This is a genomic window from Runella salmonicolor (genome assembly GCF_024158025.1).
In the GTDB taxonomy this organism is placed as follows: domain Bacteria; phylum Bacteroidota; class Bacteroidia; order Cytophagales; family Spirosomataceae; genus Runella; species Runella salmonicolor.
This window is the reverse complement of record NZ_JAMZEL010000002.1, coordinates 278243-300311: the sequence shown is the minus strand read 5'-3', so window position 1 is coordinate 300311 and position 22069 is coordinate 278243. Positions and strand designations below refer to the sequence as shown.

Genomic DNA, 22069 nt, shown 5'->3' with positions numbered 1-22069 from the left:
GTAATTTTATGGGGTAAATGAAGCACGTAAAAAAGCCACTCGATTGAAGTGGCTTTTTCGTTTTAAATATTTCTCCCCTCTTAAACGGCTACATTATTCTCTCGTAGTGCCTCATTAAGTGAGGTTTTTAGATCAGTACTGGGTTTTCTTTTCCCGATAATGAGTGCGCATGGCACCTGAAATGTCCCTGCGGGGAATGATTTTGGATAACTTCCTGGAATAACAACGCAATCATTGGGTACGTATCCTTTATATTCAATGACCTCCTCTCCTGTTACGTCCAGGATTTTCGAGCTACCAGTAATGGTTACTCCAGCTCCTAGTACGGCCCGCTTACCTATGTGTGCTCCTTCTACTACGATACAGCGCGAACCAATAAATGCACCATCTTCAATGATAACTGGTGCTGCTTGTGGGGGCTCAAGGACTCCCCCTATTCCAACTCCACCGCTGAGGTGTACATGTTTGCCTATTTGGGCACAACTTCCTACAGTAGCCCAAGTATCAACCATGGTACCTTCGTCTACGTAGGCACCAATATTAACATATGAGGGCATTAGTATGACTCCTTTTGCTAAGTACGCTCCATGCCTTGCTACAGCTGGGGGGACAACCCTCACTCCTGATGCTTTGTAGCCAGTCTTTAGTTTCATTTTATCATGGTACTCAAAAATCCCTATTTCTTTTAGTTCCATTTGTCGAATAGGGAAATAAAGCAGGATAGCTTTCTTAATCCAGTCGTTGACAATCCAGCCGTTGTCTGTGGGCTCTGCTACTCTGATTCTACCTTCGTTCAATGCGTCTATTACATTCTCAATAGCTTGAATGACTTCTGGTTCTTTGGTGAGTTCTCTATTGTCCCAAGCGGCTTCTATTTGTACTTTTTCGTTCATTTGTAGTTAAAGTAAAACTTGATTTGTTTTGATTTAATAATGTGATTATAAGGATTTTAAACTTAAATAATTACCTAATTTATTTGAGATTATAAAATGTATTATTATTAGTGTATATAATGTTCGGTTTTGTAATTGAATGGTTTAGCGTGTTTGTTTTCAATTCTATATTTCATTTTTGGTTGTTATACCCCTACTCTATTTCTTATATACTAGGGTGAAATTTGTTTTGTATGTAATATTACTAATTTATTGGCAAATGATGTAGTTTTTGATGTATTTATTGCCTTGAGTACTTATAATGACCTATAGTAATGTTTAGCAAACACAATTTAGTGTTTATTTAGCAATTCAAATATACTTTACCTTATTTAGCGTTCATTGCTAATAAATGTTGCTATATTTAGCATAAAAGCTTTGTAGTTACTAAAATAATAGGTAAAATTTAGCAATAAATACTAACGATGCTAATTCGGAAATGGTATTTTACTAAAAAAACAATGGAAATGTATGCCTGCTATAAATAAAAAATATATAGTATCTTTGCCGATGAATTAATGATGTTCCATTAAACCACCAAAAAATACCCATGACAAAAGTAAAAGTAGCCATCAATGGTTTCGGACGAATTGGTAGACTTGCTTATCGCCAAATTTACAACATGCCAGACATTGATGTAGTAGCCATAAACGATTTGACCAGCCCATCTGTATTGGCTCATCTTCTAAAATACGACACTGCACAAGGAAGATTCAACGAAGAGGTAACCTCAACCGATAATAGTATTGTTGTAAATGGCGACGAAGTACGCATCTATGCACAAAAAAACCCTGCAGAAATTCCTTGGGGAGCCCATGAAGTAGATGTTGTACTCGAATGTACAGGATTTTTTACCGATAAAGATAAAGCAGCAGCTCACATTACCGCAGGTGCCAAAAGAGTCGTTATCAGCGCTCCCGCAACTGGCGATTTAAAAACGGTTGTTTTTAACGTAAACCACAGCATTCTTGATGGCAGCGAAACCATCATCAGCTGCGCAAGTTGTACCACAAACTGTCTTGCACCCATGGCCAAAGCCCTTAACGACGCTTTTGGTATCGAAATAGGAAGCATGACTACCGTACACGCTTATACAAACGATCAAAATACCCTTGATGCTCCTCACGCTAAAGGTGATTTAAGACGTGCAAGAGCTGCAGCCTCAAACATCGTTCCTAATAGCACTGGTGCAGCTAAAGCAATCGGATTAGTATTGCCCGAACTAAAAGGAAAATTGGACGGCGGCGCTCAGCGTATCCCTGTTATCACTGGAAGTTTAACCGAATTAACCGTTATTTTAAATAAAAAAGTAACGACCGAAGAAGTTAACGCCACCATGAAAGCAGCAAGTAACGAAAGCTTTGGTTATAACGAAGACGAAATCGTAAGCAGCGACATCATCGGAACTTCATTTGGAAGCCTCTTTGATGCCACCCAAACGAAAGTAATCAATGTTGGCGATAAGCAATTGGTAAAAACTGTAAGCTGGTACGATAACGAAATGAGCTATGTAAGCCAACTCGTTCGTACCGTTAAATACTTTGCTCAGTTAATCTCGAAATAAGTAAACCTGAGTTATAATTTAAGTTATTGAAACTGAAAAAGGCACTAGTGATAGTGCCTTTTTCTATTACTCCCCTCTCATTATAATTATTGTTAAACTTCTGACAATTAGACACTTAGGTTATAAGATGAAAATTAATTCATTTTTGAATATTTATTCATTTAACAACCTGAGTTACAAAAAACGCCCCCTTAGATAGTGAACTGGAAACCCTTTTTCGGTAAAAATTTGCTCAAAACGCGTCTTAATTCCATGGTGATCATCGTGCATTTCAGATTGGTAGAGGTCAAAAGTGGCTTCTAAATCCTTCACCCCAAACTGCGTAAGTTCTTCTAATGTGAAATCAAACAACTCACGATTGTCGGTTTTTAAATGCAACAAACCTTCTTTCTGCATCACAGCACGGTATTTTTCCAGAAAATGCGGATGGGTTAATCGCCGCCGAACCCGTTTTTTGAGATTGAATGGGTCGGGAAAAGTAATCCAGATTTCAGAGACTTCCCCTTCTTCAAAAAAGTTTTGAAGAAACTCAATGTTCGCCCGGAGAAACGCCACGTTGGTCAAACCGAGCAGTGTGGCCTGCTGACTACCCGCCGCCAGTCGGTCACCTTTAACATCAATGCCAATAAAATTCAAATTGGGATATACTTGCGCTAATCCAACCGAATACTCTCCTTTTCCGCAGGCAAGTTCAAGAACGATGGGATTTGTGTTCAAAAAGTAACTTTCGTTCCACTTTCCTTTGATGGTTTCGTAAAGAGGTTTACCAACCTCTAATACATTGTCTGCCAGTGCATTACTCGCAAATTTAATCAGTTTCTTACGGCTCAAGGTTTTAATAATTTTGATAAGACAGTAATTAGGTACAGTATATTCAAATCTCAGACAGTTCAGAAAACACAAAAGTACTGCCCCCAACGTAAATAAAATCATTAGTGGTGGCTTTTTGTCGGGCTGCACTCAATGCCTCGTTTACATCTCTATATATACCACCTATTAAACCAACTTTATCTGCTATATAGACTAATTCGCTTGAAGGCAACGCCCTTGGTGAATCAAAGCTGCAGAAATAGAAATGGGCATTTGTCGGAAAAAGCCCCAAAACCCCTTTTACGTCTTTGTCTTTGACAAATCCCAGTATCAAGTGGAGTTGGTCGAAATCGTATCTTTTGATTTGGTTAATGGTTTCGCTCAATCCGCCATAATTGTGGGCAACGTCTGCAACAGTCATCGGCGATTCACTCAACACTTGCCAACGCCCTTTAAATGAGGTCAGGGTTGTGCAATGCGCCATTCCTGATTTTACCGCATCCAATGGAATATAAAAGCCTTGTTGTTTTAATAATTCAACACTTTGCCATACCCCCGCCACATTTTTAAGCTGATAGTTCCCGACCAAATCCAGCGTTATTGTATTTTCTGGCAAGGAGACCTCTTTTTTACTTTCTACCGATACGACACGCTTACCTTTTTCTACCGAAAGGGAGTTGACATAGTACTGTTGGTCAGCGAAATAAATCGGAGCGTTCAATTCCTCGGCTTTTTGAATAAAAACGGGGGCCGTTTCGGGCTGGGTTTCCGATATGACGACGGGGGTATCAGCCTTAATAATTCCCGCTTTTTCAAACGCAATTTTTTCAAGGGTATCTCCTAACAAGTCAGTGTGATCAAAACTGATGTTAGTAATGACCGACAAAAGCGGAGAAATAATGTTTGTGGAGTCCAAACGCCCCCCCAAACCGACTTCAATGATGGCAATATCCACGTTTTGCTGTGCAAAATAATCAAATGCCAAAGCTACACTAATTTCAAAAAAAGACGGCTCAACCCTTTCGATGAGGCTATTATGCTTTTCGACAAAGTCGACCACTACCCTTTCGTCGCACGGCTGGCCATTTATCTTAAAACGTTCGGTATAGGATTTTAAATGGGGTGACGTATGCAGGCCTACGTTATACCCCGCGGATTGGAGAATGGCCGCCAACAGATGAGAGGTACTCCCTTTCCCGTTGGTACCGCCAACGTGAATGCTTTTAAACCGCGTTTGGGGGCTTCCTAACGCCTCGCAAAGGGCCATAATGTTCCCTAACCCTGGTTTCATCGCAGCGGCTCCTACGCGGTGAAAAACGGGCAATTTCTCGTACAAATACGCAATGGTTTCCGAATAGTTCATGACCGATTTTAAATGAAATAAAGGCAAAAATAAAGCGTCAAGAATTAACTTCCTGACGCTTTGCGCAATGTTTTAAATTATTTTACGAAATCAAATCCTTATCGAGATTTGATGTTGAACGTAATCGTGCCTTTGGAGGTCGGTGGTACATTTTCCGATTTTGGCACGAGTTTCATTCGACTTACCGCCCGTTTGTATAGGTCGACAATGGATTGGCTCACCGTCGATTCTTTAACCCGTACGTTTACAATGTCACCCGTATCGTCAACGGTTATTTCAAAAACAATGCGGCCCGATTCGTCAGAATCATCTTTCACTTGCGGGCGCGCCCCCATCCCCCAGCCTGAAACATTTAGCGCCAATCCCGTTGCTGAGCCGCCTGGCTTACCGTACAAACTTTTGGCGTCAATTTTACCGTTGGGGTTTCCTTGATCTCCTACGGTTCCTGGTTTGTCGCCATTATTATTCCCCCCTGTGCCCGAAGCGGTTCCCGTGGTTCCGTTGCTGCCTTTTCCACTCCCTGATGATTTTTTAAATAGCGCATTCTCATCCACTTTTTTTGGTTCAGGAGCGGGCTTTGCGGGGGTAACGGGCGCGGGAGTTGTTGCTTTAGATTCGGTTTTAACGGGTTTGGTTTCTTCCTTAACTTCAACCGGACTTTCTACCTTACTCGTAACGGGAGGTTTGACGGGCGCCGTCTTGACGGGCTTCGGGGTTTCTACTTTGGTTACGGGTGGAGGCGTCACTTTGGGCGTAGGCGTTGCCTTCACTTTGGGGGTATCGTCCGATTTTTTGACATCTTCCGCCCGGGGTGAATCACTGGCTTTGTTATACGTTTGAACTTTTCCGTAGCCTGCCGCGTCGGTTCCAAAGTTTACTTCTACGTATTCAATGGTTTCTACTTTAGGAATGGTTTGGTATAATTTCACAAAAAATAAAGTCACTAACAGCACCGACGTTACGATTGTTGAGCCGGCAAAGGCAACCATTTGGTGTTCGCGATCTTGGGGGCTGGTCACTAGCATTGGTAATTCTTTGATTGATTTTGTCTAATTAACGCAAAATAAAGGGAATTTGTATACTGACAAAAAAAAAGGGGCAATTAGCCCCTTTTACTATTTTCGATAAGTGTGATTCCTTATTGACGAAATACGTAAGCATTGGCTCCCGAAAGGAAACTTACACGGGCTAACTGTGATTTTGCTTTTTTAGAATTCTCACACCCAATCGCCGCCACAATGATTAATTTCCCCTCAGTGGGTTCGGGGTTGAGAATGTGGGCGTTCTCGTATCCGTTCCGTCGCAATTTTTGCTCAAGTTTACGGGCGTTTTCAATGTTTGAAAATCCGCCTGCAATCACCAAAAAGTCAGATTTCTCATCCGATTTGTAAGAAATTGGTGCGGGTTCTTCGGTGATAGGCTTTTCGATAACTTCTTTTTTTACGGCAACGATTTCTTTCACTTCTATGGGCGTAACTGCTACGGCAGGAACCGACTCTTTAGGCGTTACAGCCTCATTTTCAACGGGTAAAGCCGATGTCTGTTTGGGGACCGAGTACTGTTTTTTAACGCTGTTAGATTTTATATCAGTCGCAAACCATGCTTTTACGGCAGGTACAATGTCAAAAGGATTGAGGCTTGACTTTAAACTTTCGGAAGGCAACTGGGTAATTCCCGCTACCAACGCGCAACCAGCAATCAAAAGACCTCCAATGTACATTCCGACGCGTGAGCGACGACGACGGGGCAAATCATACGTTAACTCCTTAGCCGCACGGTCGGTCTCGGTCCAGTTGTAAGCATCCGCAGTTTCGGCAATTTTCAATGCGGGGTCTACCTGATTGACATGGACGGATTTCAAACCATAGCTCTCGGCGTAGAAATTAACCAAGGGCAAAGGTTCAAATTGAAGTTTACCTTCTTCATTGTTGGCCAAACTTCCAATGCCTTCCAACATAAAACTACCACTCTCCTGAATGGACTGTTTGATGTCTTCCACAAATTTCCGAATTCGTTTCTGTGCTTCTTCACGGGAGATTTGCTCATTGATGGTCAGGTAGTGCGCCAATAATCCATCGTCCAATTTGAGCGCTTCATTGAAGGCTACCCTTTTTTGGGGTGCGTGGTAAAGTGCATTTTGCTCGCTGTAAAAAGCGTGGCTGAAATACACTAAAAACCCGCCTAGGTCAGGCAGAACAACACAGTCGTGTTCGAAAAGTAATTTTCGGGTATAATCCAATACCGATATCATATCTTTCATCAAACCGTTTATGGGGAATTGGGTACTAAGGTACACATTCAAAAAAAAAAAAGCAATAGTCCGAAGACGATTGCTTTTTAAATTAAGAGAGAATGATGGCTAATTGCTTCTTATAGAACACTCTGAGGCATCTGCTTTTGCAAAAGTTTTTTTATTTAGAACTGAAGCGATAATCCAGCTAAGAAATTAAGGCCCTGTTGCGGATAATACAAATACCGCTCGTAGCTTTTGCCCAGCAAATTGTTGACCGAAGCAAAGATAGAAAAGTTGCGCGTCAGCAGATAATCCACCTTCAAATTCAAATCTACAATGGGTTTCAAGGCTACGGTTTTTCCCGTCAGGAAGTTCCGATTTTTGATTCCGCCGATGTAATAGGCATCAATGGTCGCGAACATTTTTTTGCTGAAAACAAAGTGGTTATTCCACGTGACCGTGGTCGTTGGACGCCCCCAAGGCTGTTCGAGGCGTTTGACCCCGTAATCATAAAAATCGCCGCGCAAGGTAGAACGAACAATGTTTTGGTATTGATAGCCTACCTGGGCCGAAACCGTCAGCACGTTGATATAATCGGCATCATACACGACGGCAAACTTGGTCGAATCTAGCCAATCGTTGTTGAATCCGTAAAAATTCTTAAACAATGCGTAAGAGACTTTTCCTTCAAACTGGAACGAGGGTCCTACTTCTCCTTTTAACCCACCGTAGATGTCTCGGCTTCGTTCGGTATTGGCAATGGTCACATTGGGGGCTAACCAACGGTTTTCGCCCAATAATGAGCGGAGCGTGTTACGACTCATATCTCCCCCGTAACCCGCAAAAATATGTACTCCGTTAAAAGGAACAGCATCCACTTCCAACTGCGGGAATCCAACGGTACGGTTAATTTTAAGGCGGTCGTCGGTTTCGTTGACAGCTTTGAATGCCGCCGTTACCGTGAACGCATTATAGGCAAATTTGAACGCGGGCTTGATGCTGAACAAGTTGCGTTTAAAAGTTTCGGCATCGACGCGCTGCGAAACAAAGGCATCGGCGTTTAGCAGCGCAAATATGTTTTCAGTAATCGGAATCGAGCCCGAGAAATTGGTTCCCCAGTCGGTTTCGCCCGCATTGTAGCGGTCGCTCAAACGATACAAAGAGGTTTTGAGCGCGTAGTCAATGAATTTGTTGTTGTCAATATTTTCAAATCCTACCTGAATACCAAAGGTGTTGAGCGTTTGGCGAATGTTTGCCTTTTGAACTTCGGCGTTAGGTTGGTTGCGGTTGGCGTAGAAATAATAATTGTCGCGGTCATAAAAAAGCGTCCCCCCCAACTTAAATGTACTGCCCAAATACTGGCCGTTGATTTTCAGGCGGTTCTCACTATTGGCCGAATTTTTCCCGTCTACGGGCCCCGTTTGATTGGAAAGATGTTTAAAATGAACATCATACCCAAGGTCTTCGGTTTGGCCTCCCATGAATCCTTCGCCGTACACCTTACCGTAATTACCCCCGCCGAGTTTTACGTAATTTTGCAGGTTACCGTCTTCTTCGGGTTTCTCATTTCCGTTGACGGGCAACACATTGGGGGTCATCTTTGGCGCACCAAGGGTAAGTTTGGGCGCTCGAAATTCATAATTTAACTTTCGGTCGTCGTCCTCGTTGGTAAACGGCTGTAATTTATTGTACAGGCGGTTGGCTGGTGGCAATTCAATTTTTTTCTTTTTTTCAATTTCAAACGTCTGACTATCAATCTCTCCCGTTGGTTTTTGGGCCAAAACATCTTGGGAAAGAAAGGTATATAGTGACTGGCTGACTAAGAGCGATACGAGTATTTTTTTCATCGTTTGTCCGTTTCGATTGGGTGATCCGTTTCCTGTATGTGCGGTGTGGGTTATTGTAATGCGGCCAATTTTGCCTTGGCCATTTCGAGGGCCTGCGCATCATCGGTGTTTTCAATCACTGATTGGAGCGTGGCTTTGGCCTGATCGGGGTCTTTCAATCCCACATATACATCGGCCAATAAGATAAAGGCCCTTACCCGCCACTTTTCATAGTCGGCAAATTGCTTATTCAATTCCATCACCGACGCCTGTGCTTCTTTGTATTTTTGCTGGCGATATAAGGCGTCGGAGGCCCAATACTTCGCTTCTGCCCCAAATTCATCCTTGGAAACCGCCAGAATTTTCTTCAATTCGGCATCGGCAGTTTTATAATCTTCTTTTTCGATGTACACTTTCGCGGTTTGCATTTGGGCTTTTTTGGTTGAACCCGGAATAACGTCTCCCGCGTTAATCACCTCACGGGCAAAATACAGGGTCGAATCGTATTTTTTCATCACAAAGTAAGTATCCATCAACCGCATCAATCCCGTTACGCGGTCAGTTTTACTATCTGACTGCGCAAACACGACGTAATAATTACGCACGGCATTGGGATAATTCCCCTGTTGGTTTTCAATATCTCCCGCCCGTAACGCTGCTTTGGGGGTAAACCGCTCGTCTGCCTCCCCAATTACGATGTTAAACAGTTTGATGGCATTAGGGAAATCGTTGGAACGGTAAAAGCTTTCTCCCGCCAAATACCGTGCTTCCGTGGCCGAACCGCTGTTGGGATAATCCCGGATAAAACTTTGCAGGGCTTTGAGGGCTTGGGGATACTTTCCATCGGCGTACAATCCTTTAGCCGTTTCAAATTCCAATTTTTCAGTTTCGGTACTTTGCGGATTTTTACGTTTGTAGTCAGAAAGCACATCCGACATTTCCTCGGTCCGTCCCGCATTTTCGAGCGTAGACTGCAGCCCCAACAAGGCTTCTTTGGCCGCGGGAGCGTCTGAATACTCACTCAAAATACGTTTGTAATCGCGCACGGCTTCTTCGTACACCTGAATGTTATTGTAAGCCAACGCCCGTTTCAAAAGGGAGGGCGGAATCAAGTAGCTACGGGGTTTGTCTTTGATCAGGCGGCTGTAAGCCCGAATGGCGGCTTGGTAGTTTGCCCGTTCCATGTCAATGTTGGCCGATTGAAAAAGGGCATCATCGGCGTACCGCGACGTCGGGAATTGAGCAATCACCTTATCGAATTGGGCCTTAGCTTCTACGTCTTTTTCCTGATAGGTGAGAATCAACCCTTTCTGATACAAGGCATAATCGCGGTCTAAACGGCCTTCACTGAGCGCTTTGTCGTACATGGCCATGGCCTGTGCGTAGTTTTTATCCGTCAGGTAAGAATCTGCGATTCGAATCGTGGCGTCTTCGAGGGTCTGGGGGTCGCCGACGGTTTTTCCTTTGGCAACGTATTGCTGGAAATTAGTCAGGGCAGATTTGTAGTCTTTGGTGTTGTAATAAGCGTATCCTAACGAATAAAGACTACGAATGCCGTAAGGAGAACCTGAACTGCCACGAACCAATTGCTGATAAATGGGAATGGCTTCGCCATAGCGATTCATGGCCGAAAAAGCTTCCCCTTTTTGAAAATTAGCGGCTTGTTCAATGTCACGGTCGAGGGGATATTTAAGGGATTTATCGAAGTTAACGATGGATTGAGCATAGCGCTCCGCGTTAAAGTCGGCAATGCCCAAATTCATGGTTTGGCGCTGATATGCGGCTTTGGTAGCCTCATCCAATTTCTTCAGTTTCTCAATGTACGCCACCGCCGCCGCACTGTTGTTGGATTTGGTCAGCGACAAAATGGACAGCTTAGTGGCTTCTTCTTCAAAGCTACTATTAGGGTATTTTTTCAAAAATTCCTGTAATTCAGTAAAAGCGGCCGAATGGTTATTCAGTTCAAGCTGCACTTTGGCGTGGTTGAAGGTCGATTCTTCCTGAATGTTTTTATTAAACGCCAATTTGGAAGAATTATCCAGCGCCGTCAACGCCGCCTGCGGATTTTTGTTTTGTAAATGACTGATTCCGATGACGTAAGACGCAAACTGACCCGTCGTATCTTTCCGGGTCGAAACACTTTTCAATTGGTCAATGGCACCCGTATAGTTACCCGTGCGAAAAAGGGAATGACCATACCTAAACTGAACGGGCGCGGGGGCGGCGGTTTCCCGTCCTTTCAATTGCGAATACAAGGCGTAATTTTTGGCAGCCTCGGCATAATTTCCTTTCCCATAATACACCTCAGCGGTGTAAAGTGCCACGTCATTGAGTTTCACACCTCCCCCTTGCTGACGACGCAACAACGGCTCCGAATAAGCAATGAGTTCGTCATAACGCTCCGCTTGGTACAGCGAAGCCACAATCCAGTTGGGAATATCAGCTTTAAACTGCGGATTTGTCTCGATACTTTTGAAACTACGATACGCATCCATGTACTTCCCGTTTTGGTATTGAATTACCCCCGCATAATACGAAGACGGGGCAAAATAATCGCTCGTAGGGTCGCGTTGTACTTCGGCAAAGTACTGCAAGGCCGCATTGTATTGTTTTAAGCTATAATACGACAGGCCCAACTTATAGCGGGTTTCGGCGGCGGCGTAGTAATTGGCACTGCGTTCGAGTGCTTTTGTCAGGTAGGTAACCGCGTTTGAATAATCACCCCGGTCAAAGTAGTACTTTCCCAAGTCACTGTAAATCACCGCCGCTTTGGGATGCTCGGGGTGGTTTCGCACAAAACGATCCACGGCCAACTCCGCTTCGGGGGCATCGGCATACAGTGCACACAAGGTCGTGTAATATTCGGCGTTTACGGCCGTGTAGTCGTTGGTATTGAGCAAAGCGGGCCGTTTCTCTAAATAATACCTGAACTCTTGTTTGGCGGCCGAATAATTTGATTTTTCGAATAGCTCTACGCCATTACGATAATGTACGTCGGCCTCGGTGTATCCGAGGGTATTTTGGGCATTTACCCGGATAAATAAAAGGAAACAAATGGATAGTGGAAGAACGCTGCGTCTTAAAAGCATGATGAGGGAATTAGGTTTCTTCAGTTACGCAATACTAATAAGTTATTCTGATAATTTTGCCAAAGAACGAAAAACCACGCGTAAAACGTATACAATAGCCGTTTTATCTACCAGCGTTGGGGGCAAAAACGAACCCTAGTTTGGGTCGATAATGAGTCGTTTTTCGCCCACGTAGCGTATGGGCAATTTCTCCGTCTTGATTAACGAGAAAAGACCCTACTCCCCACTATTTAATGCTCCCCAAAAATCCGCCACCAACCAATGAGTGTTACATGAATCTACCTTCCTAAGGGCGTCAACTCTAGCGAGGAGGAAATCCCTTCTGCTTTATAAAATGCGTGAAATGAATTTCAGGCCACAAATTTCAATAAAAACTTGTTTTTTTAGATGAGAGGCTGTATTTTTGCGCTCCTTTTGTAGAAATCAAGACAATATATATTTTACAATAAACCAATGGCAAATCATAAGTCAGCATTAAAGAGAATTCGGGCCAACGAAACAAAACGCCTTAGAAACCGTTACCAACACAAAACAACCCGTACCATGGTTCGCAAACTGCGCGATACCAAAGACCAGGTTGTGGCATCAGAACTTTATAAAACGGTGTCATCTATGTTGGATAAATTAGCGAAGAAAAACATCATCCATAAAAACAAAGCAGGTAACCTCAAATCGAAGTTAGCAAGATACGTAAACGGTCTTGCAGCCACTGCTTAGTTCTTTTTTGTTTTATAAAAACCTTCAAAGCGAGTAGTTTTGAAGGTTTTTTTGTATTTATGCAAAATTAACTATTGAATCAAATCGTTGTATAACCTGAAACCACTGTAAAATTCCATGAAAAACTTGAGTGCAACATTGGGTATGGCGTTGTTGAGTGTGACCACTGCCTTGGCCCAAAAACCCACCATTGAGTTTAATGCCCGCGGTATCCTTGCGCTGTCTGACGGTGACATGGCCGCCTCGGCAAGTGTAGACGGCAAACTATTAAAACAAGTTGGCGTAAAAGATGCATTGACGGTTTATCCCCTCCCGCTTAAACTAGGTCAGGAAGTAGGCTCATCGCCCGTTCCTAACTCCGCTTTTGGCTGGACCCGCAACGCCACCATTACCTCAGATGGTCGGTACGCCTACGTAATTGAGTCCCGCGCCCAAACAACTGATAGTTTAAAAACCGTCAAAAGTATTGCTGAGTTGCCCTCTGGCATTAACATGTACATCGTGGACATCTCAAACTTGGCCAAACCTTCGGCCCGTAAAGTACCCGTGGGTAAAAATCCAACGGCCGTTGATATGTTGGGTAGCAACCTGCTGATTACTTCGGAAGAAACCGGCAAAGAATTACGTTTATTCGAAATCGGGGCGGGCGGCCTTCCTACCCGGAACGTGCCCATCGCGTTGAACCTCCAAAATGCTCGGGCAACGGACGTTACGTGGCACCCCGACGGCGAATTTGTGGCCATTACGGTAGAAGAGACCAAAGAAATCTGGCTTTTCAAAGCCAAGCGTAACGCGCAAAACAAAATTGCTACGTTTGAGCCCTTCGGTACCCCCGCAAAAATTACGGGAAAACCTGGCCCTGGCGCATTTACGCCCGATGGTACCTTATTTATTGTTTCAGATTTGAAGGATGGCTCAGCTGCCAGCGAGTTGACAGCCATTCAATTCAATACAACCGCCGAAGACCCAAAAACCGCTGAGCATAAAGTTCTCGGTTCAACGGCCGTAGGAATCGGCGCTGAAAGCTTTAGCATCAGCCCCGATGGAACCACCATCGTAACAGCCAACAAAAATGCTTCGGCTCAACCTTGGGAAGGCAACGTTGGCAAAGCAACCCTTTCGTTGTTAACCTTGGCAAAAGACGGAAAAATGGCAAAAGTAGCCGATTACGACTTGGAGGGCATTGCCCCTGAAAGCGTCATTTTTGATAAAACAGGCGACAATTTGGCCGTTTCGTTATACGAATATTTTGACTATGGCAATCGTAATGGTGGAATTGAGTTTTTTAAAGTCACCAAAGGTGGAACCCCTGCCCTGACCAAACAACTCGCCAAAATCAGCGCCCCTAAAGGTTGCTATACCGTAAAAATCATTCCTTAATCAAGGATATTAAAACCCCAAAAGGGAAGTCGTTTCTTGATGAAGCGGCTTCCCTTTCTTATTTTTGCCCATTCTCATCCCCTTTTTCCATGACATTACAACAAATACAGGAAGCGACCGAATTTCTTCAACAACATACGCAACACTTTACGCCAACCACCGGAATCATCTTGGGTACTGGTTTGGGGGCTTTGGTACAAGACATTGACATTGCGTACAGTATTGACTACGAAAACATTCCCCATTTTCCCGTCTCAACCGTCGAATCGCACAAAGGGCGCTTACTCTTTGGAACGCTGGTCGGTAAGAAAGTAATTTGTATGCAGGGGCGCTTTCACTATTACGAAGGCTATTCAATGCAGCAAGTGACGTTTCCCATCAGGGTTATGAAATTGTTAGGAATCCAGCAATTAATCGTTTCAAATGCCGCGGGTGGACTCAATGAAAACTATCAGGTGAGCGACTTGATGATCATCAACGACCATATCAGCCTCTTCTTGCCTGAAAATCCGCTCATTGGCCCCAACCTTTCTACCCTCGGTGACCGCTTTCCCGACATGAGCGAACCTTACGAAACGACCTTGGTTGAGAAAGCACTCCAAATTGCCCAAGCCAACGGAATCCGGGCCCACGCAGGCGTGTATGTAAGTGTAACAGGTCCACAACTAGAAACCAAAGCCGAGTACCGGATGCTGCGATTGCTGGGAGCTGATGCCGTAGGGATGAGCACCGTACCAGAAGTGATTGTGGCCCGCCACATGGATTTGCCAGTGATTGGTATTTCAGTCATTACGGATATGTGCATTCCTGAACAACTTGAAAAAGCCGAAATTCAGAAGATACTGGCCGCCGCTTACAAAGCAGAACCCCACATGACCTTCATCATCAAAGAATTAATTTAAAGCTGATACTTAAAAGGCCAAAAACATATTTGTATTAAAAACGCCCAACCCGTTTTGACTTAAAAAACCTTTAAAGTCTCATTTTGAGACAATCAAAAGACATTGGTTTAATTTTTACGAATTTTTATCGTTTTTTTTTGTCACTTCTTGCATTTTTAAAAAATATCATTTTATCTTTACACCCAAGTTCGATATAAAAGGGACAAAAGAAAATTTAACAATACGTAATATTGAGAGAACGTTTTACTACAGTCATGAATTTAAGTGTGTCGAGATTTAGTACAGTAGTTATACTTATCGTAGTAGCTGCACTTTCTCGGATAGTACCCCATCCGTTCAATTTCACTCCTATTGGAGCGATTGCCCTATTTGGTGCTGCACAATTTAATCGCAAATTATTTGCATTCATGATTCCGGCAGCGGCTATGCTTTTAAGCGACGCCCTCCTTGGTAACCCATCTCTCCCAACCTACCTTTCTTTTGCACTTATTAGCGTTTTTGGTTTAGTTTACTTGAAAAAAGTGACAGTAAGCCGCCTGTTTGTTTCAAGTTTGGTGGCTTCCATCTCGTTCTTTTTAATAACAAACTTTTTTGTGTGGTTTGGAGGTAACATGTATCCGCAAACAGGACTGGGATTAATCGCCTGCTATACTGCGGGGTTGGCCTTTTACCAACAAACCTTATTTGGTAACTTATTTCTGAACACAATTATGGGAGACTTGTTTTATACTTCCTTGCTCTTTGGTTCATTTTATCAAATCAATAAAATTGCTTTCAAGCCCACCGTGGCATAAAAATATTTGTTTTCATGGCTGTTAATAGGTAGACAAATAGCTCCGATCTTCGGAGCTATTTTCTTTTACCTTGTAGCCCTCCCGAATGTAAAACTACAACGACATCTCCCTGGTTAAAAAAACCTTTGCGCACCAAGTCCACGACCCCGAACATCATCTTTCCTGTATAAACCTGTTCTAAGGGTATGGTGGTTTTCTGCTCAAAGTCGTCGATGAACTGGTTAAGTTCTTCGGTTTCTTTCCCGTACCCCCCAAAATGATAGTCCGTAAAAATATCCCACGTTTTGTCATGCAGCGGAACAAATGCCGCTAGGTGCGCTTCTACTTCGCGCTTTTTAATGTTCAAACTTGAAAAAACCAGTACTTTAGCCGATACGGCGGCCGATAGCAATCCAGCCGAAGTACCGCCTGTACCAAAAGCCGTACAAAAATAGTCAACGGGAGCGGCAAGTTGGGACTGAATCTCTTCTACTGCTTCACCTACACCTTTTATTGCCAATTGATTGGAGCCGCCTTCGGGAAGAAGGTATGAATTGTCGCCAAATTGACTAATCAACAATTCTTTGTCACGGTACGCGGTCCGGCTGACAAATTGCAGGTGCATTCCGCAATGAGAAGCAAATTGCAAGGTTTGGTTTGAGTCGGCATGAAGTTCATCCCCCCTGATAATTCCTAGCGTTTCGAAGCCCATGGCCTGCCCCGCCGCCGCAACCGCCGCAATATGATTGGAATAAGCCCCGCCAAAAGTTACAAGCCGCTTAAAGCCCAGTCTTTCGGCTTCCCGAAGGTTGTATTTTAGTTTACGCCACTTATTCCCCGATACGAATGGGTGTAGCAAATCATCCCTTTTCATGTAGACCCTAACCCCATGCTCGGTGAATAAAGGCAGTTGAACGATTTGAAGGGGAGATTGGGCGGCATTTTCCCAAAATCTATCTACTCTACTCACAATAACATTTGGTTTTATGTACATTTGTTTGTTTCAAACGCAAGTTTTAACACTTTTCACTCATCCTAATACAATCATGAAAAAAATATTTTCAACCCTGTTATTTTTTGGGGTCATGCTCAATGTTTCGGCACAGGATACCCCTACCGCCGACGCCATCATTGATAAGTACCTTTCGGCCATTGGCGGCAAAGATGCCATCGCTAAAATCGAGGACCTGACCATCGGAACCGCCGCCGAAACCCAACGCGGCACCATGGAAGCTGAAATCAAGGTAAAGAAGCCCAACAAATTCTCATCGGTCAGGTACATGATGGGCAACGAGGTAATGCGTTCCACCAGCGATGGGGCAAAGGTCGAAACCGTGTCGGGATTTGGCGGCAATACAAACAATCGGGTAGCCGAGGGCAAAGATGCCATCGCCCAGATTTTACAAAATATTCCATTTCCTGAATTGCTTTATGCAGAATACGGCATTATAAAAACAGTTGCTGGCAAAGAAGCCGTAAATGGCAAAGACGCGTGGAAAGTAGACTTTGAAATTCCTGAAGGAAGAAAATGGAGCGAATTCTTTGACGTTGAAAGTGGCTTAAAAGTAAAAAGAATGGCCAATATGGAAGGAATGAGAGGCGGTGGCCAACGCCCGCAAGGGCAACCAGGCGGGACAGGAGCTGGACAGGGACAAGCGCCTGGCGGTCAAGACGGGCAGCGACCTGGAGGCGGGCAGCGCGGTATGGGCGGTGGCATGATGAATGTTACATTCAGTAATTACAAAGAAATAAAGGATGGCAACGGGGTAAAAATTCCGTACACCCGCGAACAAGGCAACGGGCAATTCTCGTCCAAAGAGGAAGTGCAATCCGTGAAAATCAACAAAGGCATCAAAGAAAGCAATTTTGTAATCAAATAAGCCTTATCAAAAAACGAAAGGGCGCTGGAATTCGGAATGTATTTTCCTGAATCCAGCGCCCTCTTTTTATTTCGTTTTCCTACTCTTTCTTAAAATGCAGGGTATTGATTCGGTAGTCTTTTTCGGTAACTCTCATCAGAATATATACCTGAAATTTATTCCCATTAACGGCCTGATAAGTTGCGGTGCAATAACGCACTTTTGAAGCCGTACCTTGAAAACCATACTTAAAGTCCTTTGGGGGATATTTTTTAAAGAAATTTTTCAAAATTAGCTCCGCTTGAGCCTCGCCTACCCGACGGAAATCCACTCGTTCGGCATCAATCACTAATTCAAGGTTATGCTCGAAGTGATCCGCCAACGTATGAGCATTCCCCGTTTTGATGGAGCCTTTGATCAACTCGGCAATTTCGGCCTCTCGGTTCCCGATTGACGTAAATCCACACATTGTTCCCCCAATTAATAGTACCAAAAATATATTTCTGAAAATTTTCATAATGAATGAGCCATTTGAGTTTGATTTCAGGTAGTAGTTGGCTAAAATTGTGCCAAACTCAAATTCAATCTCAAAAAAAGCATCAACGCAAAATGTCCATGCATAAAACAATCCTTTCGTCCGACCAAACGCTCCAAAAAATCAAACGCATTGCTTTTGAGATTTATGAAAAAAATTTCGAGGAAGAAAGCGTCGTCTTAGCAGGGATTAAGGGAGAAGGATACGAAATGGCGCGGTTGTTGGAGGTTTTCTTAAAAGAAATATCCCAATTGAAGGTTCATCTTATGCAAATCGACCTCAATAAAGACCATCCGCACACCAGCCCCGTTCAGTTTGATTTAGATAAACAACTCCTGAGCAGAAAGGTCATCATTGTGGTCGACGATGTACTGAATACGGGGCGCACACTGGCTTACAGCCTTTCGCCCTTTCTTGGGGTATCTTTAAAACGCCTGCAAGTAGCCGTGATGGTCAATCGGGCGCATCATTCTTTCCCGATTTTTGCCGATTACGTGGGCTATGCGCTGAGTACTACCTTAAACGAACACATACAGGTTAAGCTCACTGGCGACGAAATCGGGGTTTATTTGAGCTAACACTTCATTCACTTTCGGGCATTTTTTTCCTTTACCCGAAAGTGATGATTCATTTCTAATGACTGAATTTCAGACCCTTCCCAATTATTCACAGACAATAGCCGTGCCATTGGCGCTAACCATGAGCATGGAACCGTTGCCGCCAATGGTCTGAAAATCAAGGTCTACTCCGATGATGGCATTGGCCCCCAGACGCTGGGCCTGATCAATCATTTCTTTGAGGGCAATGCTTTTGGCTTCACGCAGGCCTTGCTCATAAGCACCCGAGCGCCCCCCCACAATGTCACTTATTCCAGCAAAAAAATCTTTGACAAGATTCGCGCCAATAATGGCTTCTCCGTTGACCAAACCAATGTACTTGGTGATTGTTTTTCCTTCAATGTTGTTGGTAGTAGTAATGAGCATCGATGTAACGTAGAATGGTTATTTGTTGATGCAATATACGTCATATTGAAAGACTGTTACGATAGAAAACAGGAACAACGGTCTTTGTACCTTACTAGCGCATTAAATTATCCATGAACATGCATGGATTCTATCCTTATTCGGCCGATTTGATAAACGACTGCACCAATTGAAGGTACTCATCGATTTGCTTTTGTTTATGGGCTTGCGTCCAACCCAATTCCTGCGCCATCAGGTTTGCCACTACGGGCACGGCCTCTTGGGTTGCTTCCCAATCCATGATTTCAAGACGCATCCGCCGCGCCAATACATCGCGTAGCGTACAAGCCATTTCTTCCCGAACCTGATAAATCACTTCGGCCTGAATGAAAGGGAATTTTTCTACCAAACGCTGCGACCATACGATATTTTCCTGCGTCAGTCGGGCTACTTTATGGGCCCGGCTACCGTATTTTCGGATTAAGTGTTTGGCGATGTCTTTGGCCAAGCGGTAAACTGTTTGAATAATCTTCCAATCCTCAAAAGCAAAGTCCTCTCCACCCACCAGCACATGGTCGGCCGTTAGACACGGACGCTCGACCCCGAGCAATTCACCCGCCTTATCGATGGTTTCTTTGGCCATGTACCGATAGGTTGTCCATTTACCGCCCAACAGACTCAGCAGATTGGAAGATTCGTCGTATTCTACTTCATGGTCGCGTACGAGTTTTTTGGTAGAATCAGATTCCGACGCCGCCAACAACGGGCGCAAACCGCCGAAACCCGCTTTTACCTGACTCTTATCGGGGCGCTTGGCCAAATACGGTGCCAATGTATCCAACAAAAATTCAACTTCTTTTTCTTCCAACAGGGGTTCGTTCTCCAATTGAGTATAGTCGGTATCGGTGGTACCAAGCAGTAATTGGCCTTCAAAAGGAATGGCAAACACCACCCGGCCGTCGCTGGTCTTCGGAATCAGCATGGCATCGTCACTTTTCAGCACTTCATACGGCAACACAACGTGGACGCCCTTACTGGGACGAATCCGACGAGAAAGCGTAGGATTGGCTTTCAGACGAATATGGTCCGCCATGGCCCCCGTACAATTGATGAAAAGTTTGGCTTTAATCGAAAAAGGTGGCTCAACGCCGTTATCTAGTGTAGAAGATACCACGGCCCCTTCCAGTTTTCCACTGTTATCTTTCTCAAAATCAATCAGTTGCAAATGATTAGCAACCGCCACACCCGCCTCTGCCGCCGCGTGGGCAAGGCCCAGGCAATAACGGGCATCATCGAGCTGACCGTCGAAGTAAAGAACCGCACTGTGGAGTTTTTTGGCGTCCAACGAAGGCATCCGCAGCATGGTTTCTTTTTTGCTCAACCACCGGCTTTTGGGCAAGGAATCGCCTTTGGCAAAAAAATCATACATCCGCAGGCCGATGCTGAAATAGAGTCCTTCCCACCAACTAAACACGGGCGTCAACAAAGGCAGAGGTCGGGCAAGATGCGGGGCATTTTGTAACACAATCTGCCGCTCTTCTAACCCATGACGCACTTGCTTCAACTGCGCAAAGTCAAGGTTTTTAAAGGCTTGCTCCAAATACCGCACGCCGCCGTGAATCAATTTCGTTGATTTTGAGGAGGTTTCGGCCGCAAAATCGTTTTTCTCAATTAAGGCAACTTTGAATCCCCGCAGGGCAGCATCCAGCGCACAACCCGCTCCACTGGCCCCTCCACCAATAATACAAATATCAAACGTTTCTTTTTGCAGTCGTTGAAGGTCTTGGGTACGGTTCATGGAATTGGAAGTAAGTAATGGTAAGCGAGATGATGATATAAATAAGTATATGCGATAAAACTAAGCGACAACCCCTACGCCATCGGTAATGGTAACGACGTAGGTGGCCAAACTTCGTTGGTATTTGTTGGCATAAGCGAGCGACATTGATTCGATAAAACGGTCTACGCCTTCGGTTTTTACGATTGAAATCGTACAACCGCCAAAACCACCACCCATCAATCGTGACCCAAGCACATCCTCAACGGGCAATTGATGCGCCTGTTGTACCAAGAAGTCCAATTCGTCACAACTCACCTCGTAGTCTTTGCTTAGGCCTTCGTGGGTAGCGTACATTTTTTGACCAAAGGCAGCCAAATCACCCTTTTGTAGGTCTTCACAGGCCGCCACCACCCGCGCTATCTCGGCCGTAACGTAACGGCAGCGGCGGTAAACATTGTCGGGCATCGCGGCCCGATGGTTTTCAACCTGCGCCAAGGTTACATCGCGGAGGCTTTCAATGGTGGGGTAAAATTCCTTTAAAATCGCCACGCCTTCCTCACATTCAAGGCGGCGGGTATTGTAGGCCGACTCGGCCAAGGTGTGTTTTACGCCCGAATTACAGAGTACTATTTTGTAATGAGACAAATCAAACGGAAAGTATTCAAAACTCAAATCACGGCAATCGAGACGAATAACCGCATTTTCTTGGCCGTGGATGGAAGCAAACATATCCATAATGCCGCATTGTAGCCCCGCAAAGTTGTGCTCTGCGCGTTGGGCAGTCAGCGCCAACTCCAAACGCGGGACATTGAGCGCAAACATTTTACTCAACGCAAAGCCCATCCCACTCTCCACCGCCGCCGATGATGAAAGCCCCGCCCCGTTGGGCACATCGCCGCCAAAGGCCACTTCAAAGCCTTTGTCAATGACGTGGCCGCTCGCCCCCAGCTCGCTGACCATTCCAATCAGATAATTTGCCCAGCTTTTAGAAGATTTGAGCGGTTTATCGACCGCGAACTCGTACGCATCGTCCAAATCGGCCGCGTAGAGTTTGCACAGGCGGTCGGTACGAGGAGCAATGGCAAAATAAATGGCCTTGTCAATCGCAGCGGGCAGTACAAACCCGTTGTTGTAATCGGTATGTTCGCCAATCAAATTGATACGGCCGGGGGCACGAACAATAAACGAGGGCTTTTTACCAAAAACGTGCACAAATGCTTCGGCAATCTTATCGGGGTAGGTATTCACGGGCACAACGATGATTTATGGGAGACAGTTGAGGCCACAAAAATAGAAAGTTTGACGGGGGATTTACAATTTTTTGCAGGATTGTTGCCAAAAACC

Annotated in this window: 19 protein-coding genes; 7 read left to right on the top strand and 12 right to left on the bottom strand. The window is 44.6% G+C overall.

Translation table 11 applies throughout. From position 1 onward, the window contains the following. Positions 1-80 precede the first annotated feature (80 nt). Positions 81-893 (bottom strand): 2,3,4,5-tetrahydropyridine-2,6-dicarboxylate N-succinyltransferase, encoded by an 813-nt coding sequence (locus NCI00_RS07100; protein WP_253526278.1) that lies wholly within the window; start codon positions 891-893, stop codon positions 81-83. Positions 894-1482: 589 nt separating this feature from the next. Here NCI00_RS07100 and gap point away from each other — a divergent pair. Further along, positions 1483-2496: a type I glyceraldehyde-3-phosphate dehydrogenase gene (gap, locus tag NCI00_RS07095; protein WP_166557454.1), complete on the top strand. Its 1014-nt coding sequence runs from the start codon at positions 1483-1485 to the stop codon at positions 2494-2496. A 174-nt stretch (positions 2497-2670) separates the two neighbouring features. On the opposite strand, the gene trmB is transcribed toward gap, so the two are convergent. The 6 genes from trmB to NCI00_RS07065 all read right to left on the bottom strand — a co-directional run bounded on the left by trmB (position 2671) and on the right by NCI00_RS07065 (position 11817). Further along, positions 2671-3327 carry a tRNA (guanosine(46)-N7)-methyltransferase TrmB gene (trmB, locus tag NCI00_RS07090; RefSeq protein WP_166557453.1) on the bottom strand — a complete coding sequence of 219 codons (657 nt, stop codon included), beginning with the start codon at positions 3325-3327 and terminating at the stop codon, positions 2671-2673. A 43-nt stretch (positions 3328-3370) separates the two neighbouring features. After that, positions 3371-4669 carry a bifunctional folylpolyglutamate synthase/dihydrofolate synthase gene (locus tag NCI00_RS07085; RefSeq protein WP_253526276.1) on the bottom strand — a complete coding sequence of 433 codons (1299 nt, stop codon included), beginning with the start codon at positions 4667-4669 and terminating at the stop codon, positions 3371-3373. Between the two features lie 98 nt (positions 4670-4767). Continuing rightward, positions 4768-5694 (bottom strand): hypothetical protein, encoded by a 927-nt coding sequence (locus NCI00_RS07080; RefSeq protein WP_253526274.1) that lies wholly within the window; start codon positions 5692-5694, stop codon positions 4768-4770. A gap of 113 nt (positions 5695-5807) precedes the next feature. Further along, positions 5808-6929: an HU domain-containing protein gene (locus NCI00_RS07075; RefSeq protein WP_253526273.1), complete on the bottom strand. Its 1122-nt coding sequence runs from the start codon at positions 6927-6929 to the stop codon at positions 5808-5810. A gap of 155 nt (positions 6930-7084) precedes the next feature. Continuing rightward, positions 7085-8749, bottom strand: a complete 1665-nt coding sequence (locus tag NCI00_RS07070; protein WP_253526272.1) for a TonB-dependent receptor — start codon at positions 8747-8749, stop codon at positions 7085-7087. 50 nt (positions 8750-8799) lie between these two features. Continuing rightward, on the bottom strand, positions 8800-11817 hold the full coding sequence (locus NCI00_RS07065) for a tetratricopeptide repeat protein (RefSeq protein ID WP_253526271.1): 3018 nt from the start codon (positions 11815-11817) through the stop codon (positions 8800-8802). Between the two features lie 453 nt (positions 11818-12270). Between NCI00_RS07065 and rpsT the strand changes: the two genes are divergently transcribed. The 4 genes from rpsT to NCI00_RS07045 all read left to right on the top strand — a co-directional run bounded on the left by rpsT (position 12271) and on the right by NCI00_RS07045 (position 15610). Next, on the top strand, positions 12271-12534 hold the full coding sequence (rpsT, locus tag NCI00_RS07060; RefSeq protein WP_114065675.1) for a 30S ribosomal protein S20: 264 nt from the start codon (positions 12271-12273) through the stop codon (positions 12532-12534). A gap of 117 nt (positions 12535-12651) precedes the next feature. After that, positions 12652-13914 (top strand): lactonase family protein, encoded by a 1263-nt coding sequence (locus NCI00_RS07055; protein WP_253526270.1) that lies wholly within the window; start codon positions 12652-12654, stop codon positions 13912-13914. Between the two features lie 89 nt (positions 13915-14003). Further along, positions 14004-14816: a purine-nucleoside phosphorylase gene (locus tag NCI00_RS07050; RefSeq protein WP_253526269.1), complete on the top strand. Its 813-nt coding sequence runs from the start codon at positions 14004-14006 to the stop codon at positions 14814-14816. A gap of 230 nt (positions 14817-15046) precedes the next feature. Further along, positions 15047-15610: a DUF6580 family putative transport protein gene (locus tag NCI00_RS07045; RefSeq protein ID WP_310586767.1), complete on the top strand. Its 564-nt coding sequence runs from the start codon at positions 15047-15049 to the stop codon at positions 15608-15610. A 55-nt stretch (positions 15611-15665) separates the two neighbouring features. On the opposite strand, the gene NCI00_RS07040 is transcribed toward NCI00_RS07045, so the two are convergent. Continuing rightward, the gene (locus NCI00_RS07040; RefSeq protein WP_253526268.1) at positions 15666-16583 is read right to left on the bottom strand and encodes a 1-aminocyclopropane-1-carboxylate deaminase/D-cysteine desulfhydrase; all 918 of its coding nucleotides are present in this window, start codon (positions 16581-16583) and stop codon (positions 15666-15668) included. A 52-nt stretch (positions 16584-16635) separates the two neighbouring features. Here NCI00_RS07040 and NCI00_RS07035 point away from each other — a divergent pair, with 52 nt between their 5' ends. Beyond that, positions 16636-17469 carry a hypothetical protein gene (locus NCI00_RS07035; protein WP_253526267.1) on the top strand — a complete coding sequence of 278 codons (834 nt, stop codon included), beginning with the start codon at positions 16636-16638 and terminating at the stop codon, positions 17467-17469. 79 nt (positions 17470-17548) lie between these two features. Here NCI00_RS07035 and NCI00_RS07030 read toward each other — a convergent pair whose 3' ends face one another. Next, on the bottom strand, positions 17549-17965 hold the full coding sequence (locus NCI00_RS07030; RefSeq protein WP_253526265.1) for a DUF4783 domain-containing protein: 417 nt from the start codon (positions 17963-17965) through the stop codon (positions 17549-17551). 98 nt (positions 17966-18063) lie between these two features. Between NCI00_RS07030 and NCI00_RS07025 the strand changes: the two genes are divergently transcribed. Then, a complete protein-coding gene (locus tag NCI00_RS07025) occupies positions 18064-18561 on the top strand; it encodes a phosphoribosyltransferase family protein (protein ID WP_205319198.1) in 498 nt (165 codons plus the stop codon). Positions 18562-18645: 84 nt separating this feature from the next. Here NCI00_RS07025 and NCI00_RS07020 read toward each other — a convergent pair whose 3' ends face one another. The 3 genes from NCI00_RS07020 to galK form a co-directional block, all read right to left on the bottom strand. Further along, complete coding sequence (locus NCI00_RS07020) at positions 18646-18966, bottom strand: heavy metal-binding domain-containing protein (RefSeq protein WP_114065682.1); 321 nt, start codon at positions 18964-18966, stop codon at positions 18646-18648. A gap of 136 nt (positions 18967-19102) precedes the next feature. After that, positions 19103-20743 (bottom strand): glycerol-3-phosphate dehydrogenase/oxidase, encoded by a 1641-nt coding sequence (locus NCI00_RS07015; RefSeq protein WP_253526264.1) that lies wholly within the window; start codon positions 20741-20743, stop codon positions 19103-19105. Positions 20744-20803: 60 nt separating this feature from the next. Next, positions 20804-21973, bottom strand: a complete 1170-nt coding sequence (galK, locus tag NCI00_RS07010) for a galactokinase (RefSeq protein ID WP_310586766.1) — start codon at positions 21971-21973, stop codon at positions 20804-20806. Between the last annotated feature and the right edge of the window lie 96 nt (positions 21974-22069).

Excerpts from the sequence above, each read along its gene's own strand:
- NCI00_RS07100 (WP_253526278.1), bottom strand. The coding sequence starts at position 893 with ATGAACGAAAAAGTACAAATAGAAGCCGCTTGGGACAATAGAGAACTC.
- gap (WP_166557454.1), top strand. The coding sequence starts at position 1,483 with ATGACAAAAGTAAAAGTAGCCATCAATGGTTTCGGACGAATTGGTAGA.
- NCI00_RS07085 (WP_253526276.1), bottom strand. The coding sequence starts at position 4,669 with ATGAACTATTCGGAAACCATTGCGTATTTGTACGAGAAATTGCCCGTT.
- NCI00_RS07080 (WP_253526274.1), bottom strand. The coding sequence starts at position 5,694 with ATGCTAGTGACCAGCCCCCAAGATCGCGAACACCAAATGGTTGCCTTT.
- NCI00_RS07075 (WP_253526273.1), bottom strand. The coding sequence starts at position 6,929 with ATGAAAGATATGATATCGGTATTGGATTATACCCGAAAATTACTTTTC.
- NCI00_RS07070 (WP_253526272.1), bottom strand. The coding sequence starts at position 8,749 with ATGAAAAAAATACTCGTATCGCTCTTAGTCAGCCAGTCACTATATACC.
- NCI00_RS07065 (WP_253526271.1), bottom strand. The coding sequence starts at position 11,817 with ATGCTTTTAAGACGCAGCGTTCTTCCACTATCCATTTGTTTCCTTTTA.
- rpsT (WP_114065675.1), top strand. The coding sequence starts at position 12,271 with ATGGCAAATCATAAGTCAGCATTAAAGAGAATTCGGGCCAACGAAACA.
- NCI00_RS07055 (WP_253526270.1), top strand. The coding sequence starts at position 12,652 with ATGAAAAACTTGAGTGCAACATTGGGTATGGCGTTGTTGAGTGTGACC.
- NCI00_RS07050 (WP_253526269.1), top strand. The coding sequence starts at position 14,004 with ATGACATTACAACAAATACAGGAAGCGACCGAATTTCTTCAACAACAT.
- NCI00_RS07040 (WP_253526268.1), bottom strand. The coding sequence starts at position 16,583 with ATGTACATAAAACCAAATGTTATTGTGAGTAGAGTAGATAGATTTTGG.
- NCI00_RS07035 (WP_253526267.1), top strand. The coding sequence starts at position 16,636 with ATGAAAAAAATATTTTCAACCCTGTTATTTTTTGGGGTCATGCTCAAT.
- NCI00_RS07030 (WP_253526265.1), bottom strand. The coding sequence starts at position 17,965 with ATGAAAATTTTCAGAAATATATTTTTGGTACTATTAATTGGGGGAACA.
- NCI00_RS07025 (WP_205319198.1), top strand. The coding sequence starts at position 18,064 with ATGCATAAAACAATCCTTTCGTCCGACCAAACGCTCCAAAAAATCAAA.
- NCI00_RS07020 (WP_114065682.1), bottom strand. The coding sequence starts at position 18,966 with ATGCTCATTACTACTACCAACAACATTGAAGGAAAAACAATCACCAAG.
- NCI00_RS07015 (WP_253526264.1), bottom strand. The coding sequence starts at position 20,743 with ATGAACCGTACCCAAGACCTTCAACGACTGCAAAAAGAAACGTTTGAT.